This is a genomic window from Neobacillus bataviensis, assembly GCF_019969725.1.
In genome coordinates this window covers 329,896-345,079 of record NZ_JAHXYW010000004.1, presented here as the reverse complement: position 1 = coordinate 345,079, position 15,184 = coordinate 329,896, and the positions used below count along the sequence as shown (strand labels likewise).

18 protein-coding genes are annotated in these 15,184 nt (G+C 36.9%); all 18 read right to left on the bottom strand.

Translation table 11 applies throughout. From position 1 onward, the window contains the following. Positions 1-3: 3 nt before the first annotated feature. The 18 genes from LC455_RS12985 to LC455_RS12900 all read right to left on the bottom strand — a co-directional run bounded on the left by LC455_RS12985 (position 4) and on the right by LC455_RS12900 (position 15,052). A complete protein-coding gene (locus LC455_RS12985; protein ID WP_223591388.1) occupies positions 4-1,146 on the bottom strand; it encodes a hypothetical protein in 1,143 nt (380 codons plus the stop codon). A gap of 94 nt (positions 1,147-1,240) precedes the next feature. Then, on the bottom strand, positions 1,241-2,428 hold the full coding sequence (locus tag LC455_RS12980; protein WP_223591386.1) for a M14 family metallopeptidase: 1,188 nt from the start codon (positions 2,426-2,428) through the stop codon (positions 1,241-1,243). A gap of 100 nt (positions 2,429-2,528) precedes the next feature. Next, a complete protein-coding gene (locus LC455_RS12975) occupies positions 2,529-3,503 on the bottom strand; it encodes an ROK family glucokinase (protein ID WP_223591385.1) in 975 nt (324 codons plus the stop codon). Between the two features lie 9 nt (positions 3,504-3,512). Continuing rightward, entirely contained in the window at positions 3,513-3,719 is a 207-nt protein-coding gene (locus LC455_RS12970) for a YqgQ family protein (protein WP_223591383.1), read from the bottom strand. A gap of 206 nt (positions 3,720-3,925) precedes the next feature. Beyond that, complete coding sequence (locus LC455_RS12965; RefSeq protein WP_223591381.1) at positions 3,926-5,473, bottom strand: rhomboid family protein; 1,548 nt, start codon at positions 5,471-5,473, stop codon at positions 3,926-3,928. Positions 5,474-5,561: 88 nt separating this feature from the next. Further along, positions 5,562-5,756, bottom strand: a complete 195-nt coding sequence (locus tag LC455_RS12960; RefSeq protein ID WP_223591379.1) for a hypothetical protein — start codon at positions 5,754-5,756, stop codon at positions 5,562-5,564. A 60-nt stretch (positions 5,757-5,816) separates the two neighbouring features. Beyond that, positions 5,817-6,770 carry an L-lactate dehydrogenase gene (locus LC455_RS12955; RefSeq protein WP_223591377.1) on the bottom strand — a complete coding sequence of 318 codons (954 nt, stop codon included), beginning with the start codon at positions 6,768-6,770 and terminating at the stop codon, positions 5,817-5,819. A gap of 133 nt (positions 6,771-6,903) precedes the next feature. Beyond that, complete coding sequence (locus LC455_RS12950) at positions 6,904-7,686, bottom strand: DUF92 domain-containing protein (protein ID WP_223591375.1); 783 nt, start codon at positions 7,684-7,686, stop codon at positions 6,904-6,906. After that, a complete protein-coding gene (locus LC455_RS12945; protein ID WP_223591373.1) occupies positions 7,686-8,252 on the bottom strand; it encodes a 5-formyltetrahydrofolate cyclo-ligase in 567 nt (188 codons plus the stop codon). The genes LC455_RS12950 and LC455_RS12945 overlap by 1 nt, the downstream gene beginning before the upstream one ends. Before the next feature lie 55 nt (positions 8,253-8,307). Beyond that, on the bottom strand, positions 8,308-8,457 hold the full coding sequence (rpmG, locus tag LC455_RS12940) for a 50S ribosomal protein L33 (RefSeq protein ID WP_015594975.1): 150 nt from the start codon (positions 8,455-8,457) through the stop codon (positions 8,308-8,310). A 54-nt stretch (positions 8,458-8,511) separates the two neighbouring features. Further along, on the bottom strand, positions 8,512-9,144 hold the full coding sequence (locus LC455_RS12935; protein WP_223591371.1) for a hypothetical protein: 633 nt from the start codon (positions 9,142-9,144) through the stop codon (positions 8,512-8,514). Positions 9,145-9,242: 98 nt separating this feature from the next. Beyond that, positions 9,243-9,785 (bottom strand): DUF4912 domain-containing protein, encoded by a 543-nt coding sequence (locus LC455_RS12930; RefSeq protein ID WP_223591369.1) that lies wholly within the window; start codon positions 9,783-9,785, stop codon positions 9,243-9,245. Positions 9,786-9,946: 161 nt separating this feature from the next. Then, positions 9,947-10,606 carry a phosphate signaling complex protein PhoU gene (phoU, locus tag LC455_RS12925; protein WP_223591367.1) on the bottom strand — a complete coding sequence of 220 codons (660 nt, stop codon included), beginning with the start codon at positions 10,604-10,606 and terminating at the stop codon, positions 9,947-9,949. A gap of 13 nt (positions 10,607-10,619) precedes the next feature. After that, a complete protein-coding gene (gene pstB / locus LC455_RS12920; RefSeq protein ID WP_223591365.1) occupies positions 10,620-11,393 on the bottom strand; it encodes a phosphate ABC transporter ATP-binding protein PstB in 774 nt (257 codons plus the stop codon). Between the two features lie 12 nt (positions 11,394-11,405). Next, complete coding sequence (pstB, locus tag LC455_RS12915) at positions 11,406-12,227, bottom strand: phosphate ABC transporter ATP-binding protein PstB (RefSeq protein WP_263297769.1); 822 nt, start codon at positions 12,225-12,227, stop codon at positions 11,406-11,408. Positions 12,228-12,243: 16 nt separating this feature from the next. Further along, positions 12,244-13,131, bottom strand: coding sequence for a phosphate ABC transporter permease PstA (gene pstA / locus LC455_RS12910; protein WP_223591364.1), 888 nt, complete (start codon positions 13,129-13,131; stop codon positions 12,244-12,246). After that, positions 13,131-14,051 carry a phosphate ABC transporter permease subunit PstC gene (pstC, locus tag LC455_RS12905; protein ID WP_440446395.1) on the bottom strand — a complete coding sequence of 307 codons (921 nt, stop codon included), beginning with the start codon at positions 14,049-14,051 and terminating at the stop codon, positions 13,131-13,133. The genes pstA and pstC overlap by 1 nt, the downstream gene beginning before the upstream one ends. Before the next feature lie 77 nt (positions 14,052-14,128). After that, complete coding sequence (locus tag LC455_RS12900) at positions 14,129-15,052, bottom strand: phosphate ABC transporter substrate-binding protein (protein WP_223591363.1); 924 nt, start codon at positions 15,050-15,052, stop codon at positions 14,129-14,131. Positions 15,053-15,184: the final 132 nt, after the last annotated feature.

The following is a 15,184-nucleotide window of genomic DNA, read 5'->3' as shown; positions in this document are numbered from 1 at the left end:
ATGTCATTCTTTTATCATCATATATTTTTTCTTTGCTTTTAAATCGATAATATTTTCTAAACTGTTTCCAAATAACAAGGCATCGCCGGATGGTGAAATAGTGATGGGCTCGTTTTCTAAACCTTCCATAATTACTTTTTTACTCCCCTTTTTAACATCGTATAATACTAATTGAAAACCACTCCTATAAGAATCAAATTCACCACTACTCAGCGGTTGAAGAGTGATAAATTGTCCCTTATTCTCATCGTAATCATAAAAAGGAACTAACCAATCCGAGAAATTCGTTAATTGCGGGATAGAGAATGAAAATATTTCATTTTTGCTTTGATCATAGAAGGAATAGGCAGCCTTAGATTGATCCTGCTTACTCACCGTGACGGTCATAATTAAATGGCGAAATGTTGAAAAATGAATGGCTGATGGAAATATCGGTTTCTCACTTTCATTATCCAGGTTCATCCCGATAAGTGGAGCAAATAAAGCAGGATTATTTTCATCCCAATTTAAGAAAGCTATTTCCTCCTCATTCATCCATTTAATAAATGGCTGAGGTACGGAAAGCTCTTTTGATTTAGAATTTTCGATGTCTAGTAATGAAACAGAGAAAGTCCAATCCTCTGCAAATTTGGTAACGAGTACTTGTGACTCGTTATATGGATTCCACTCAAACTCTAACTCATGAGATGGAAATGATTCATTTAGTTTTTGTGAACCCTTAGCATCGATTATTGTAACTAAGCCCTCATACGAAGATGGAGAGGAATGAATTAATATATAATTTTTTGATGGGCTAATTTCAACAGTAACGATTGGATACTTACTTTTATAAATTAAAGCACTTTTGCCGGTTAACAAATGATAGAGATAGACATTGGAAGTCTGCTCAACGTTTGTTATATAGAGGACTTCTGTATCTGAGATCCATCCTGCAAATTTGTAAAATTCACCTTCTGGTGGTGAAACAGGCAGCTTCCATTCTGTTCTTTGTTCTGTAGTAGGAGTTTTGCTCTTATTTGGTTTAGCTGAAGTCTTTGATTTCTGCGGGTCTTTATTCACGCAGGCACTTAAAAGGAGGGTCATAACAATCAATAGTATGGACAATGTATGATTTTGATAGGACACTATTTTCTTTAACTGAATCATCTTCCCCTCCTTGTACCCCTCATTTGCTTTTTTTATAATGATAATTAATTTTAATGAGAATAAACGGACAATACAAGTAATGAGCTTATTAAATTTATAAATAAAGGGCTGCTAAAAATATTGCTTCGGCCCGTTTCAATATTTCTGGAAATTGCGATAGCGGCAGGGGGTTTATTCCTTTTCCTAACTCCAACGTAAAACCTGGCTGTTTAAACTCCTGAATAAACCAGTCCTTATATCCTGCATGGCTATTTACATAGCGAATCGCCTCATATCCGCTTACTTTTTCAAATTCTTTAGCAATCGTCTCTGATTCAGCAGGTTCAAAGCCTTCATAACCCCAATAAAACTCCTCCCCTTGGGTATGGAACGCTAATACACGATTAAATGGGTTATTTTTTGCCAAATCAGCCATGGCAATAGCTTCTGGTTCCGTTAACGGCAAATCTCCTGGATAGTCCCTTGGCGCTGGTGATTTGGGCCGCTTGTTTTGTTTACAAATATCCCAGTTAGCCGGAAATTGATTATTTAAATCAATTCCTCGGATATTGGCTTTCCAATGAATAAAATCATCCGTACCTTCATTCATACTGATCACTTCATCTCTTAAACTAATAGGAGGTCCGTTTAAAACTAAATCCACTCCATCGGGATTAACCATTGGAACGATAGACAATTCTACATTTTGATATAGTTCAAGAGTATTCCTTCCTCCAATTAAGCTTCCATTTGTTAATGAAAGCAGATACTGATTTAACAGATTCATCAGCACCAAGGTTGTAATCCATTCATTCGCATGGAAAGAGGCATTCATATGTACTTTTTTAGCACCCTTTCCAATTCGGATTTCATGAATCGAATTTCCTAGTACACTGTTTCCAATTACAGTAACTTTTATAAATGGGTATACCTTTTGAAAATGATTAATTATTTTAACTAAACTCTTATAATCGCAGCCTGCTTTTGCTGATGTATTGGGTTTAGTAATCCTTTCAGGCAAGTACATCGTTTCACCCAATATTAACTTTTTAGAATCCAGGTTTTGATTTAATAAAAGAATGGCATCAATGGCTATATTTTTAGAATGGGCAATTTTCCAAAAGGTATCATCTTTTTTAATGGTATATGGTACAGAAATAAATCCAGGCAAAAGTATTTTTTCTGAGACTTTTAAATGTATTGGGTCGACATCCGGGTTGGAATCGATAATGAGTTCAAGCGGTACCATAAACAAATTACTCAAATATGACAAGGTATCTCCGGAGCGTACAATTATCTCCATAATATCTCCCTCCATTTTATATGTAACATATGAAAGAGATTTGAAAAAATGATTTCAAAAGAAAAAACCTGCAATATATGCAGGCTTTTTCCTAATTCTCTTACAGGTTTAAGTTATTTTTAATGAGATATGCCGCTCCAAGTACTCCAGCATCATTTCCTAACGTAGCAACCGCTAGCTTAGTAGAATCCTTTACTGATGAGAATGCATATTTTTCAAAGTTTTCTCTGACAGACTTCAATAAAATATCACCAGCTTTTGATACACCGCCACCCAGAACGATTTTTTCAGGATTAAGGGTGTTTGCTATATTGGCCAAAACATATCCTAAATGGAATGAAACATCATCTAATACCTTTTTAGCCAATAAATCACCATTTCGTGCAGAATCAAAAACATCTTTTGCGGTAATATTTCCATTTGATGCATGCTTTTCAGCTAATTCTCCATTTGATCCGTCTTTTAAAAGTGCTTCATTAGCCAAACGAACAATGCCAGTTGCTGAGGCAATTGTTTCCAAACAGCCTGTCTTCCCACAATTGCACGGAGCCCCGCCAAAAGGAATGGCGGTGATATGGCCAATTTCTCCCGCAGCACCGTTAACCCCTTGAACAATATTTCCGTTTGCAATGACCCCACCGCCAACACCAGTTCCCAGGGTGACACAAACCAGGTCCTTCGCTCCATTACCTGCCCCCTGCCACATTTCTCCTAATGCGGCACAGTTGGCATCATTTTCAATTACTACTGGCAAGGAAGTTGCTGCCTCTAAGCTTTCTTTAAGCGGGTAGTTATCCTTCCATCCAAGGTTGACAACATTTAAAATAATTCCTGTTTCATAATCTACTGGTCCAGGTGCTCCCATTCCAATTCCAATTAATTGTTCTCGGTTGGCACCAAGTTCATTTAGTTTTTCATTGATTGATTTTGCAATATTAGAAGTGATGTTTTGACCTTCATTCGAATTATCTGTTGGAATTTCCCATTTATGTACGATAACTCCATTCATTGATATAAAAGCAATTTTGGTCGTTGTTCCACCCAAATCAACCCCTGCGAACCACTGATCTGACATTTATCTCACCTATCTTTGACTTTTTTCTTTTAGAAATTGTATTTCTTGTCTTAAAATTAAAAGGGCTGTTTGATATTCCCTTTGCTCAATTAATTGGGCTTGAAACAACTCCGTTAATTCCGCTTCCATTAGTTCTAGGTCTGCGACTCGATCTCCGATATAAATGATCGTTCCAAATTTCTTTAAAAATTGTTGAATTTCATAAACCGTTTTCATTTAGAATCCCCTTAATTTATTAATGGAGGAAAAAAATATTATAGAAAAAGTATACCGTATGCCACATATCTCCTCAAGGAAATATATTTTGAACAAAGGTTAATTTAAGGGCTGTGTTAAACTATGTTGTTGATTTGCGCTCCTGGCGCTCCAATCAACATTGTTTAAAATAAACAATTTCCTATAACTCAGCCTAAATATAAGCCCTACTGTCCTCCATTTGCTTGGATAAACTGGACTAGTTTTGCAAAATCCTGGTTATCTGGTTCTAATTTTAGTGCCTTTTCTGCATTTGTTTTGGCTTCCTTAATATCATTTTCATTTAAGTTTACCAGCGCCAAATAATAATAGGCTGCAGCTGTATTTGGTTCTAGTTTTACCACCGTTTGCAAATGATTTTTTGCATCAGGATACAACTTTTCCTTGTATTCAACAAAGGATAAGATTAAATATAATTTTTCAGAAGGATTGACTCCCGACTCTTCGAAATTCTTTAATGTATCGTATGCCTGATCATATTTTTCTTGATGAATATACTCCTGTGCCATCGAAATAGCAGATTTTTCACCAATCGCCTTTGATGAATTACTAAATCCATAATATAAAGAACCCCATAAAATAATAGCTGAAATAATGAAAATGAATATTTGCAAACCTATCTTGCGTTTTTTAGGGAGATGTACAATCCCTGCGGCCAGGAATCCTCCGAACAGCCCTCCCAAATGACCAGCATTATCAATTCCTGATGAAGAGAACCCAAAAATGAGATTGATTGCCAGGACAAAAATTATATTAAACCCCATGGTCCGGAAGAATAATTTTGGGTAGATTACTCCGAAATAAAGCAAGGCCCCAAAACAGCCAAAAATAGCACCACTTGCCCCTGCTGATAAATTATAACTGAATATAAAACTGGCAATAACACCAGTTACTCCAGCAAACAAATAAATGAATAAAAAACGAACATTACCAAATATCCGTTCCACTGTCGTTCCAAGAAAATACAACGCAAGAGAATTCATGGCCAAATGAACAAATCCAATATGAAGAAATACGGGAGTAATAAACCTCCACCATTCTCCTTCGTATATTAGCTGGTTCATTTTGGCTCCATATTTAATTAGAGTTGCAGTATTTGTACTTCCACCATGAAGTTGAAGCCAGAGAAAAACCGCAATTTGCATAATAAGTAAAATATAAGTAAAAAACGGTTTCCCATTCATGAAAAGAGCCTTTTCTGAATTAACCTTTTGAACAGCAAGCCCCAAAGTCGTTTTCTTAAGAGCATCAACATCCATTTCTGTTATTTCATCTTTAATGGGAAATTGAACGTCTGTTTTCATCAGAGCGGAAATTTGCCGGAACCCTGATTCATATTCATCCATTGCTAATAATATCGAACGAACGGTTGTTTTATTGGATTCTGAATTCACATATGGAGTTGAAAGGCGGTATTGATAATCATCAACAGGTGGATATTGACTGACATAAATGTTAACAACATGTAATTCATGGCGGCCAATTTGCTTTCGAACTCTTTCCCCATTCATCGCGGTAAACTCGATATCTCTTTGCATCGCATTACTCCAATCTAAATCATGGAGGAGCATTCTAATAATGGGGGCATGTTTATTTTCTAATTTTTCAAGCCATAGCTCTTTTTGATTCTCGAATAATTGAATAATTCTATAGCCATGATCTGCTATTAACCCATATGCAAGCTTCCAGAATATGTAACCTTCTTTATTATTCATTTCTCACCAACTTTCTATCAACCTCTATTTCTTCATTATAAACGAAATGAACACGGTCCATTAATATAAAAAAAACCATCTGTGGTTTTCACCATTCAGATGGTCCTCCAAACACCGATTGCATCATTTTTCGTTTCACACCTGGAAAACTCATAATAGAACCAACCGCAATTCTTCGCATCCAGCTAGAGCCTAACAAGACATTAATCAAACGATAACGGAAACGGAATACAAAATAACCAATTGACCCTATCATTAAAATAGATGTTAACATTCGAGACATTATCATCCCTCCTGCTACTATTCTGTGAAGATAATAACTTTTTTATCCAATTATAAACCATTAAAAATTTTTAAAAACAGGCTCCATTGTTTTCTTTAATACATTTACTGAATGCGTAAATTTCTGTTTTTCATCGTCATTTAAATCTAGCTGGACAATCTGTCTTATTCCGTTACGGTTTACCACAGCCGGTACTCCAATGTATATATCCTTTTCTCCGTACTCACCATCTAAATAGGCGGAAACAGTTAGAACTGAATTTTCATTTTGTAATACTGCCTTTGTCAATCTTACTAAGCCCATGGCAATACCATAATAAGTAGCCCCTTTTCGTTCAATAATATGATAGGCTGCATCCCGGACATTTAAAAAGATTTGGTCAAGCTCTTCTTGATTGAATCCTTCTTTATTCTTTGTCCATTCATAGATTGAAGTACCAGCAATATCGGCGTGACTCCAAACTGGCAGTTCTGTATCACCGTGCTCGCCAATAATATATGCATGGACATTTCTTGTATCAACGTCAAAATAATCTCCTAGTAAAAAGCGAAAACGTGCTGTATCTAAAATTGTACCTGATCCAATTACCCGTTCTTTTGGAAGCCCGGAAAACTTCCAGACAGTATAAGTTAAAATATCCACTGGATTGGTTGCCACTAGAAAAATACCATCAAAGCCGGATGACATAATTTCTTCGACAATCCCCTTAAATATTCTTGTATTTTTCTCAACCAGGTCAAGCCGGGTTTCCCCTGGCTTTTGATTAGCACCTGCAGTGATAACGACAAGATCTGCCTGCCCACAATCCTCATAGCTGCCGTACCAGATTTTTGTTCGAGAAGGTGCAAAGGGTAAGCCATGATTTAAATCCATTGCATCTCCCTCCGCCTTATTTTTATTTAAGTCGATTAAGACAAGCTCTTCAGTAATTCCTTGGTTTAATAAAGCAAATGCGTAACTTGAGCCGACAAACCCAGTCCCAATAAGAGCCACTCTATTTACACGATTTAACATAAAAATTCCTCCTTCAAATCTGGTTTGGTTATTTTATTGGTTTACACTTAGATTGTACATCATTTCACAATCTTTTTTTACTGTAAAAATTAAATGAAACCGTTATCTCTTTTACAATTTTGTTAACCATTTATTATGAAAGATGGATGACCCAAATCGCTAAAATTGCAGCTATTAAACCGGAAAGAAAATTAACCATATCATTATCCACGAATGGAACCCCTTTTATGCGGGTAGCAGGCTTACCACAGTGAACCATTTTTTCAGTATGAATTCCACAGTTTACACATCTATATTCTTGTTGATAATAGGCACCAACTAAAGTATCAATGACATTCCCTAAAAATCCAAACAAAAAAATAATCAAACCTTCATATACAGGCAAATGAAATAAAAACATTGTAAGGATAGCGATCAAAAGTGCCCCGCTAATTGCTGCTGCACTTCCTAATAAACTAATTGCCCCAGAGGTCCCCTTTTCAATTCGCTTAAAGGTTCGTATGTATATCGGACTTTTTCGGCTTAAACTTCCGATCTCAGAAGCCCACGTATCCGAATTAGCACTTGCAAGAGAGACGCTAAAACCCATTAACCAAAGACTATCATTTTGAAAATAATAAATGATACTAAAAAGGGCGGCGGCCCCTCCATTTGCTGCAACCTGCCGCCAATCCCTTGTAGCACCTTTTGCTAATTTTTCTTCAATGGAAGCTTTAGCCGCACTTTTATATTTTGACCAAAGGCTTGAAGTGGCAAAGAATGCCCCTAACAGGAACAGCCCCTTTACCCCAAAACCAATATAAACAGCAAGTCCAGTCAAAATAGCCGCAATCGCACCTGACTTGGTTAAGGAGTTAAGTAAATATCCCGATGTACCGCTAATAAGGATCACCCCCAGTATCAATAATGCCGTCATTACGTTATGTGAATGACCTCTTCGACAGTAACAATTTTTGAAACAGGAATATCATGCTCCTCGACATGAAATTGTGAAATCATTTGCTCATTAAAGGCAAGTGATAAGGTTTTACCATTAAACTTTGTTAATAAGCGATCGTAGTAACCGCCGCCAAAGCCCAAGCGGAAACCTTCTTTTGTGAACGCTAAGCCAGGAACAATTAAAAGATCAATATCGGCAGGATTCACCTCGGTTGTTAATTCCACAATGGGTTCGTATAAGCCATAAAAAACGGATTCTAACTGTGAAAATTTCGTTAATGTTCGAAATGATAACCTTTTTTCCTTCGGATAGCACTTGGGAATTACAACAGTTTTTCCTTCTTCCCAAGCTTTTCGAATAATTTGATATGTATCGACTTCTGGCCGTTTTGAAACGGTGATTCCAATCACGTTTGCTTGCTTCCAATCGTTCTCATTATATACCCTCATGGCAATTTTATAAGAATAATCCTCGTAAAGGGGTTTTGAAAGCTTTGAAAGTGTTTCTTTCATTTGATTACGAAGGGAGTTCTTATTATTCATCAATAGTGACCTCCATTTTTTAGACAACAAAAAAAGCAGCAGGAAGCCCTACTGCTTATTTTGTTTCACGGTGTGCTGTTGTGCGCTTTTCTCTTGGGCAATATTTCTTAAGCTCAAGACGATCTGGGTTGTTACGTTTATTTTTTGTTGAAATATAGTTACGGTCTCCACACTCAGTGCAAGCTAACGTAATATTAACACGCATGTTATTTCCCTCCAAACGATTAAGCTAGTTCGTTCATACGACTTTTCTATAATATCATTTTTCAAAAGGAAATGCTAGTGTGTTTTTTAAAAGTCCTTGCTCCATTGAAATCAATTCATTTTTGCTCGATCCAGCAATTGTCCAAGTATTCATTTTTCTCGTCTCATGCTGACCCAATGACATTTTAATGGCGTAAATACTAGCAGCAGGGCCCCCAGTCATCGGCTGATACTTTAAGCTGCCTTTATGCAATGAACTCCAAATTTTGTCCGTATAGGCTGACCATTGTGGAATGGTAGTATATTCTTTCATACCAAATTCGTCAAATTTGCCATTAACCAGAAAAATACCTTTATCTGCAACATGAAAAATTCTATTATCTGTCGGTGACACGAATGTTAAATTGTCTTGTTTAATATTCGCATAATGGTGCATGACTAATACTTTGATCTCTTTCTTATGATTACTGTGATTACTTACAAAAATACTGGAAAAGCGAATTTTTGAATGAATCGGTTCATTTTTTACTTTTATAATCAATTCTTCATCAAAAATTACTTTTTCTGTACAATTATGAAGCCAATAATATTTTCCATTAACCCAAATACCGGGAATAAACTGAAGTGAATCAATGGCAGCCTGAGGTTCAAGAGACGGTTTATTTTTTTGTGAATCTGTTAAGTTCATTTCGCATACACCTTTTACAAATTATTTGATGGTACAATTTCATCGTTTTCATTAAATAAATTTTCAGCTTTGAACGTTAAAACATGGACTTCGTGAAATTAATTCTCCTTCATGTTTTTTGCATCCAAATAATAACTATAGGTGCTTACATAATCCAGCCATTTCGGGGGATTTTCTTCATATCGGTGAAACTGTAATATGTCGTAATTAAGCCCACTTTCGCCTGTTATTCCAAAAATGGGAGTTTGCAAGCATTTTGACCTGAATAGCGGGAAAAAGCCAGTATCCGCCATTTGAATACCTAATTCAGCAACATAGCAGCGATTGGCAGCCAATCCTTTTACAAACCAATGACCCATTTGATAGGGAACTGTAATTTCAAAATAGTGGTGAGCATTTCTTCCATTGAAAATTAAATCGGTAACATCATAAATTCTAATAACCGTAACATGTTCCTCAAGTCTGTAGTTTGAAAATAATTCAATTACTCTTTTGGCTACATTTGAAAAATCCCAGAAGAGAAATAGTTTTCGAGGTGTGACAAGCTTTGCTTTTAATTCACCTGTTTGAGGAATATAAGTCTGTGGCATAGGGTTAGTTGAGGAGTTTTCATCCTTTGTGGTTCCATTATTTTTAAACATGATTTCCTCCATTCTGCAAACTTACATTTTATGCGAAAAAAAACAAATTATTCAATAACTGTTAATTTAATCGTAACACCTCATAGACATGGAGACAATAAACGCAAATTGTCGCATTTTGCTTGTACTTCGACAAAAAAGGTGAAGCATTATGCTTCACCTTAGGCATTCAAATCAATACGTTGACCAGTTACGAGATAAATAACGTTCTCTGCGATATTTGTAGAGTGATCTGCAATTCTTTCTAAAAATCTACAAACAAACGCTAATTGGATAATTTGGTTCGTGGAGTTAGGATTTTGTGGAATGTACCCCAAAAGTTCTTGAATTAATCTTCCAAACATTTTATCCACTTCATCGTCTTTTTCTGCACATTTCTTAGCAATCGAAATATCTTCCGAATAATAAGCAGTTATCGACTCAGCAACCATATCTAAAGCCTTTTCCATCATATTCGGAATATCAACAAGTTCTTTAATATGCTTTTCTTCCCCAATATGCACTGCTGATTTGGCAATATTTACAGCCATATCAGCCATTCGCTCTACTTCAGACGAAACTTTCAATGCAACATTAATTTTCCTTAGGTCCGATGCAACAGGAGATTCTCTTGCAATTAGTAACAAAGCTTTATCATTTATTTCATGTTCCAATTCATTGATTTCACTATCAGCCTTAATAACATGTTTGGCCTTCTCTATGTCCTGATTAATTAGGGCAATCATTGCTTCTTTAATTGCGTACTCCGATTTACTAGCCATCTTTAAAAGCATTGCTTTCAACTCTTTTAAATTTTGATCAAAGTTTGCTCTCGTACTCATATTCGTCACCTCATCATCCGAATCTTCCAGTAATATAGCCTTCTGTGCGTGAATCTTTAGGATTTGAAAATATTGTTGAAGTAGAATCTAATTCTATTAATTCACCCATTAAAAAGAATGCAGTCTTATCTGAAACTCTGGAAGCTTGCTGCATGTTATGGGTAACAATTACAATCGTATATTTCTCTTTTAATTCTAAAATCAATTCCTCGATTTTCAAGGTAGAAATTGGGTCCAAGGCGGAGGTCGGTTCATCCATTAACAGTACATCTGGTTTTGTCGCAAGTGCTCGTGCAATACACAATCTTTGTTGCTGACCCCCAGATAGCCCTAGTGCCGGAGCATGGAGACGGTCCTTTACTTCATCCCAAAGGGCCACATCCATTAAAGATTTCGTAACGATTTCATCCAAATCTTTCTTTCGTTTGATTCCATGAATCCTTGGGCCATAGGCGATATTATCAAATATAGATTGTGGAAAAGGGTTGCCCTTTTGGAAAACCATTCCAACGTGTTTTCTTAAGTCAACAAGATCGATTTTTTCATTTAATACATTCTGACCATTGAAATTAATTTCGCCCGTCATTTTTACATTTGGTACCATATTAATCATCAGGTTCAATGTTTTAATAAACGTAGACTTACCGCAGCCAGAAGGTCCGATAATTGCCGTTACCTCTTTTTTATTAATCGGGAAGTCAATATTCTTTAGAGCATGATGATCTCCATACCATAAATTAAGGTCTTTAATATCAAATACCTGCCTGGTTAATGTTACGCTTGACATACGGTCTCCTCCTTATCCAAACCTTCCAGAGATATATTCTTCTGTCTTTTTAACAGACGGGTTTGTAAAGATTTTTTCAGTAGCATCGTATTCAATTAAATCCCCGCTTAGGAAGAAGGCAGTTTTATCGGAAATCCGGGAAGCCTGCTGCATATTGTGTGTAACAATGATAATTGAATAGTCCTTCTTTAAATCCACAATTAAATCCTCAACCTTAGCATTTGAAATCGGATCGAGCGCGGATGATGGTTCATCCAGAAGCATGACAGTCGGTTTCATCGCAATCGTTCGAGCAATGCAGAGACGCTGCTGCTGTCCACCCGAAAGTGATAGTGCCGACTTATGAAGCCTGTCCTTGACTTCATCCCATAATGCTGCTTTTTGAAGACTCTCTTCGACAATTTCATCAAGCTCACTTTTCTTTTTTATTCCCGCAAACTTAAGGGCATGAGTAATATTGTCATAGATGGATTTTGGGAAGGGGTTCGGCTTTTGAAACACCATGCCTATTTCCTTCCTTAAGGCAACAACATTTATATCGTCAGACAAAATATTGAGATTTTCATACATAATTTCTCCTTCTGCTCTAGCCCCTGGAATAAGATCATTCATTCTATTGATACTTCGCAAAAAGGTAGATTTCCCACATCCAGAAGGACCAATGAGTGCCGTTACCGCATTTTTTTCAATATCCAAAGTTATGCCGTTTACCGCACGTTTCTCACCATAGAAAATCTCTAAATGATTTATTTGTAAAATTTGTTCATTTTGTTGTTGACTGTTATGATCTAAAAAATGATTTGTTATTGGTTCATCTTTAAACGCTGTAACCATCTTTTCTCCCCGCCCTTTATTTAGTTGCTGTGATTTTCTTATGAATCATGCTTCCAATCCATCGGGCCAATAGGTTAAAAATTAATACGGATAGGACTAAAACCGCTGCGGCACCATTGGATACCTCTTCAACATCGGGAATTAATCCTTGGGTATTTACAGACCAAATGTGAACGGCAAGGGTTTCTGCCGGTCTAAAAATACTCAATGGAGAAGTTTCCGAAAATGGATTCCAATTAGCATAATCAAGTCTTGGAGTGGAAAGGCCTGCTGTAAATAATAATGCTGCTGCTTCACCAAACACACGGCCGGAAGCTAGAATCGCACCAGTTAATATAGATGGGAAAGCACTAGGTAATATAACAGTTTTAATTGTATGCCAATGGGTAATACCAAGTGCCAGGCTTGCCTCTTTTAAATCACGAGGAACAGATCTTATTGCATCCTCACTGACACGTACAATGACTGGCAGATTGAATACAGTAAGCGCTAAGGCACCTCCCAAAATGGTATAACCCCAGCCAGTTAGATTAACAAACATTAATAATCCAAACATTCCGATTACGATCGATGGAAGAGATGCTAATACTTCAATACAAGAACGAATGATATCTGTTACTTTTCCCGGCTTAGCATACTCAGCCATATAAATTCCGCCGCCAATCCCCAGCGGAACAGCGATTAACATCGTAATGAGTAAAATATAAAACGAATTGAATAATTGGTCTCGAATTCCTCCGCCTGCCCGAACATTACTTGAAGGCGATGTTAAGAAATCTAACGATACATGTTTAAGTCCATTAACTAAAATATAATAAAATAAGCCAACTAATATAGAAATGATAATAATAGCAATTGTTATAAATACACCTGTAGCGATACGATCGGCTGTTTTACTATTCATTACATTTTCCTCCTTGATGATAAATAGCGGATGAGGAGAATAAACGCGAACGACATGATTAATAAAATTAACCCCATTGACCAAAGTGTATTATTTTCGACACTTCCGTAAGTGGTATGACCCATGTTTAAGGTTATAATCGTTGTTAAGGTTGCTGATGCATCAAGGATGTTTGATGGTAAATCTCTAACGTTACCGATGACCATTTGTACGGCTAATGCTTCTCCAAATGCCCTGGCCATACCAAGTACGATGGCGGTAAGCAGATTTGGCATCGCAGCAGGGACTAAAACTTTTCGAATTGTTTGCCAGCGAGTTGCCCCAAGAGCATAAGACCCTTCACGTAAATTCTTTGGCAGTGAGCTCATAGCATCTGTCGCGATGGTTGTCACTGTCGGTAAAATCATAACTGCTAAAACAATGGTTCCAGCAAGTAAACTAAATCCGAGTCCCCCTACATGCTCACGAATAAAAGGAACCAATACTGTAAGCCCGATGAATCCATAAACTACAGACGGAATGCCGACTAACAGTTCAATCACTGGCTGTAAAATTTTTTTGCCCCACGATGGAGCAATTTCTGTCATAAAGATCGCGCCGCCAATTCCTAACGGGGCAGCTACAAGTGCAGCTGCAAACGTTACAGCAAAGGAACCAAGGATAAACGGTAATGCCCCATATTGCGGGCTAGCTTGATTAGTGGGATTCCAGTGCTTACTGGTTATGAACTCAATAAGACTTACACCATTATGGATAAAGGATTGTAACCCTTTTGAACCGAGGAAAATAGTAATTGATATTGTAGCTGATATCATTATCACAGCACATAAAATAACAAGAATCTTCCCGCGTAATTCGCCATCCATCCATTTCTTTTCGGATTTCAACAATCTTTCTTTTGCAGGAATAAGCTTTTCCATAATACTAAACACCCCTAAAATACGTCATAATAGGGTAAATGCCATGCGCACTTACCCTAATGAAATTATCCATCTAATTAGATGTCCTTTTGATTTCCTTTTGCATCACGTTCTACTTTCATTTTCGTTACCGGAAGATAACCTTGATCTTTTAATAAAGTGTTTTGAATATCATCTGACAACATATAATCAAGGAACTCTTTAGTAAGTCCTGTTGCCTCACCCTTTGTATAAGAGTGTTCATAAGCCCAAACTGGGAATTTACCAGATTGTAGATTTTCATCAGTTGGTTCTACACCATCGATTGAAAGTGGAGTTACAGAATCATCAGTGAAATATGAGAATGCAAGGTAACCAATCGCACCATCAGTTTCGTTAATAATCTTTTTTACTGTGTTTGAAGAATCTTCTGTGATTCCTTCTGCAGGAGTTGCACCATCAAGTGCGAATTTATTGAATACTGCACGTGTACCAGAAGAGTCAGGACGGTTAACAAGAACGATCTTTTGGTCTTTTCCGCCAAGTTCTTTCCAGTTCGTGATTTTACCAGTGAAAACTTTAATTAAATCTTCTTTTTTAATATCCTTAATGCCTACTTTAGGGTTAACAGCTGCCGTCATACCTACAACTGCTACTTTATGGTCCACAAGCTGATCAGCTGGGATGCCCTCTTTTTCTTCAGCGAATACGTCTGAGTTACCAATTTGAACTGAACCTTCAGCAACCTGTGATAAGCCTGTACCAGATCCGCCTGCATTAACTTGGATATCTACCTTAGGATTTTCTGCCATAAACTCTTCAGCAGCTGCTGCCACTAATGGCTGCATTGCAGATGAACCAGAAATGACTAATGAGCCGGAAAGTTCTTTCGTCTCTTCAGTTTTAGTAGTTTTGTCTGTGCCCGTGGAATTCTCTTTAGATGCTCCGCCTCCACATGCAGCAGTTATTACCATTAATGCCGATAAGGTCATACCAAGGCCAAATTTTTTCAAATTTTTCATTTCCTTATTTCCCCCTATGAATGTTGGTTTGTTCAAGTTGCTTCTTTTGTTCTGCCTTACATGTATAAGAATACTTCCTCACTGTTAACGTGGTTTTAACGGTTTGTAAAGGTTGTGTAAATCAATGTTGAG

Coding starts and splice junctions, on each gene's coding strand:
- LC455_RS12985 (WP_223591388.1), bottom strand. CDS start 1,146: ATGATTCAGTTAAAGAAAATAGTGTCCTATCAAAATCATACATTGTCC.
- LC455_RS12980 (WP_223591386.1), bottom strand. CDS start 2,428: ATGGAGATAATTGTACGCTCCGGAGATACCTTGTCATATTTGAGTAAT.
- LC455_RS12975 (WP_223591385.1), bottom strand. CDS start 3,503: ATGTCAGATCAGTGGTTCGCAGGGGTTGATTTGGGTGGAACAACGACC.
- LC455_RS12970 (WP_223591383.1), bottom strand. CDS start 3,719: ATGAAAACGGTTTATGAAATTCAACAATTTTTAAAGAAATTTGGAACG.
- LC455_RS12965 (WP_223591381.1), bottom strand. CDS start 5,473: ATGAATAATAAAGAAGGTTACATATTCTGGAAGCTTGCATATGGGTTA.
- LC455_RS12960 (WP_223591379.1), bottom strand. CDS start 5,756: ATGTCTCGAATGTTAACATCTATTTTAATGATAGGGTCAATTGGTTAT.
- LC455_RS12955 (WP_223591377.1), bottom strand. CDS start 6,770: ATGTTAAATCGTGTAAATAGAGTGGCTCTTATTGGGACTGGGTTTGTC.
- LC455_RS12950 (WP_223591375.1), bottom strand. CDS start 7,686: ATGACGGCATTATTGATACTGGGGGTGATCCTTATTAGCGGTACATCG.
- LC455_RS12945 (WP_223591373.1), bottom strand. CDS start 8,252: ATGAATAATAAGAACTCCCTTCGTAATCAAATGAAAGAAACACTTTCA.
- rpmG (WP_015594975.1), bottom strand. CDS start 8,457: ATGCGTGTTAATATTACGTTAGCTTGCACTGAGTGTGGAGACCGTAAC.
- LC455_RS12935 (WP_223591371.1), bottom strand. CDS start 9,144: ATGAACTTAACAGATTCACAAAAAAATAAACCGTCTCTTGAACCTCAG.
- LC455_RS12930 (WP_223591369.1), bottom strand. CDS start 9,785: ATGTTTAAAAATAATGGAACCACAAAGGATGAAAACTCCTCAACTAAC.
- phoU (WP_223591367.1), bottom strand. CDS start 10,606: ATGAGTACGAGAGCAAACTTTGATCAAAATTTAAAAGAGTTGAAAGCA.
- pstB (WP_223591365.1), bottom strand. CDS start 11,393: ATGTCAAGCGTAACATTAACCAGGCAGGTATTTGATATTAAAGACCTT.
- pstB (WP_263297769.1), bottom strand. CDS start 12,227: ATGGTTACAGCGTTTAAAGATGAACCAATAACAAATCATTTTTTAGAT.
- pstA (WP_223591364.1), bottom strand. CDS start 13,131: ATGAATAGTAAAACAGCCGATCGTATCGCTACAGGTGTATTTATAACA.
- pstC (WP_440446395.1), bottom strand. CDS start 14,051: ATGGAAAAGCTTATTCCTGCAAAAGAAAGATTGTTGAAATCCGAAAAG.
- LC455_RS12900 (WP_223591363.1), bottom strand. CDS start 15,052: ATGAAAAATTTGAAAAAATTTGGCCTTGGTATGACCTTATCGGCATTA.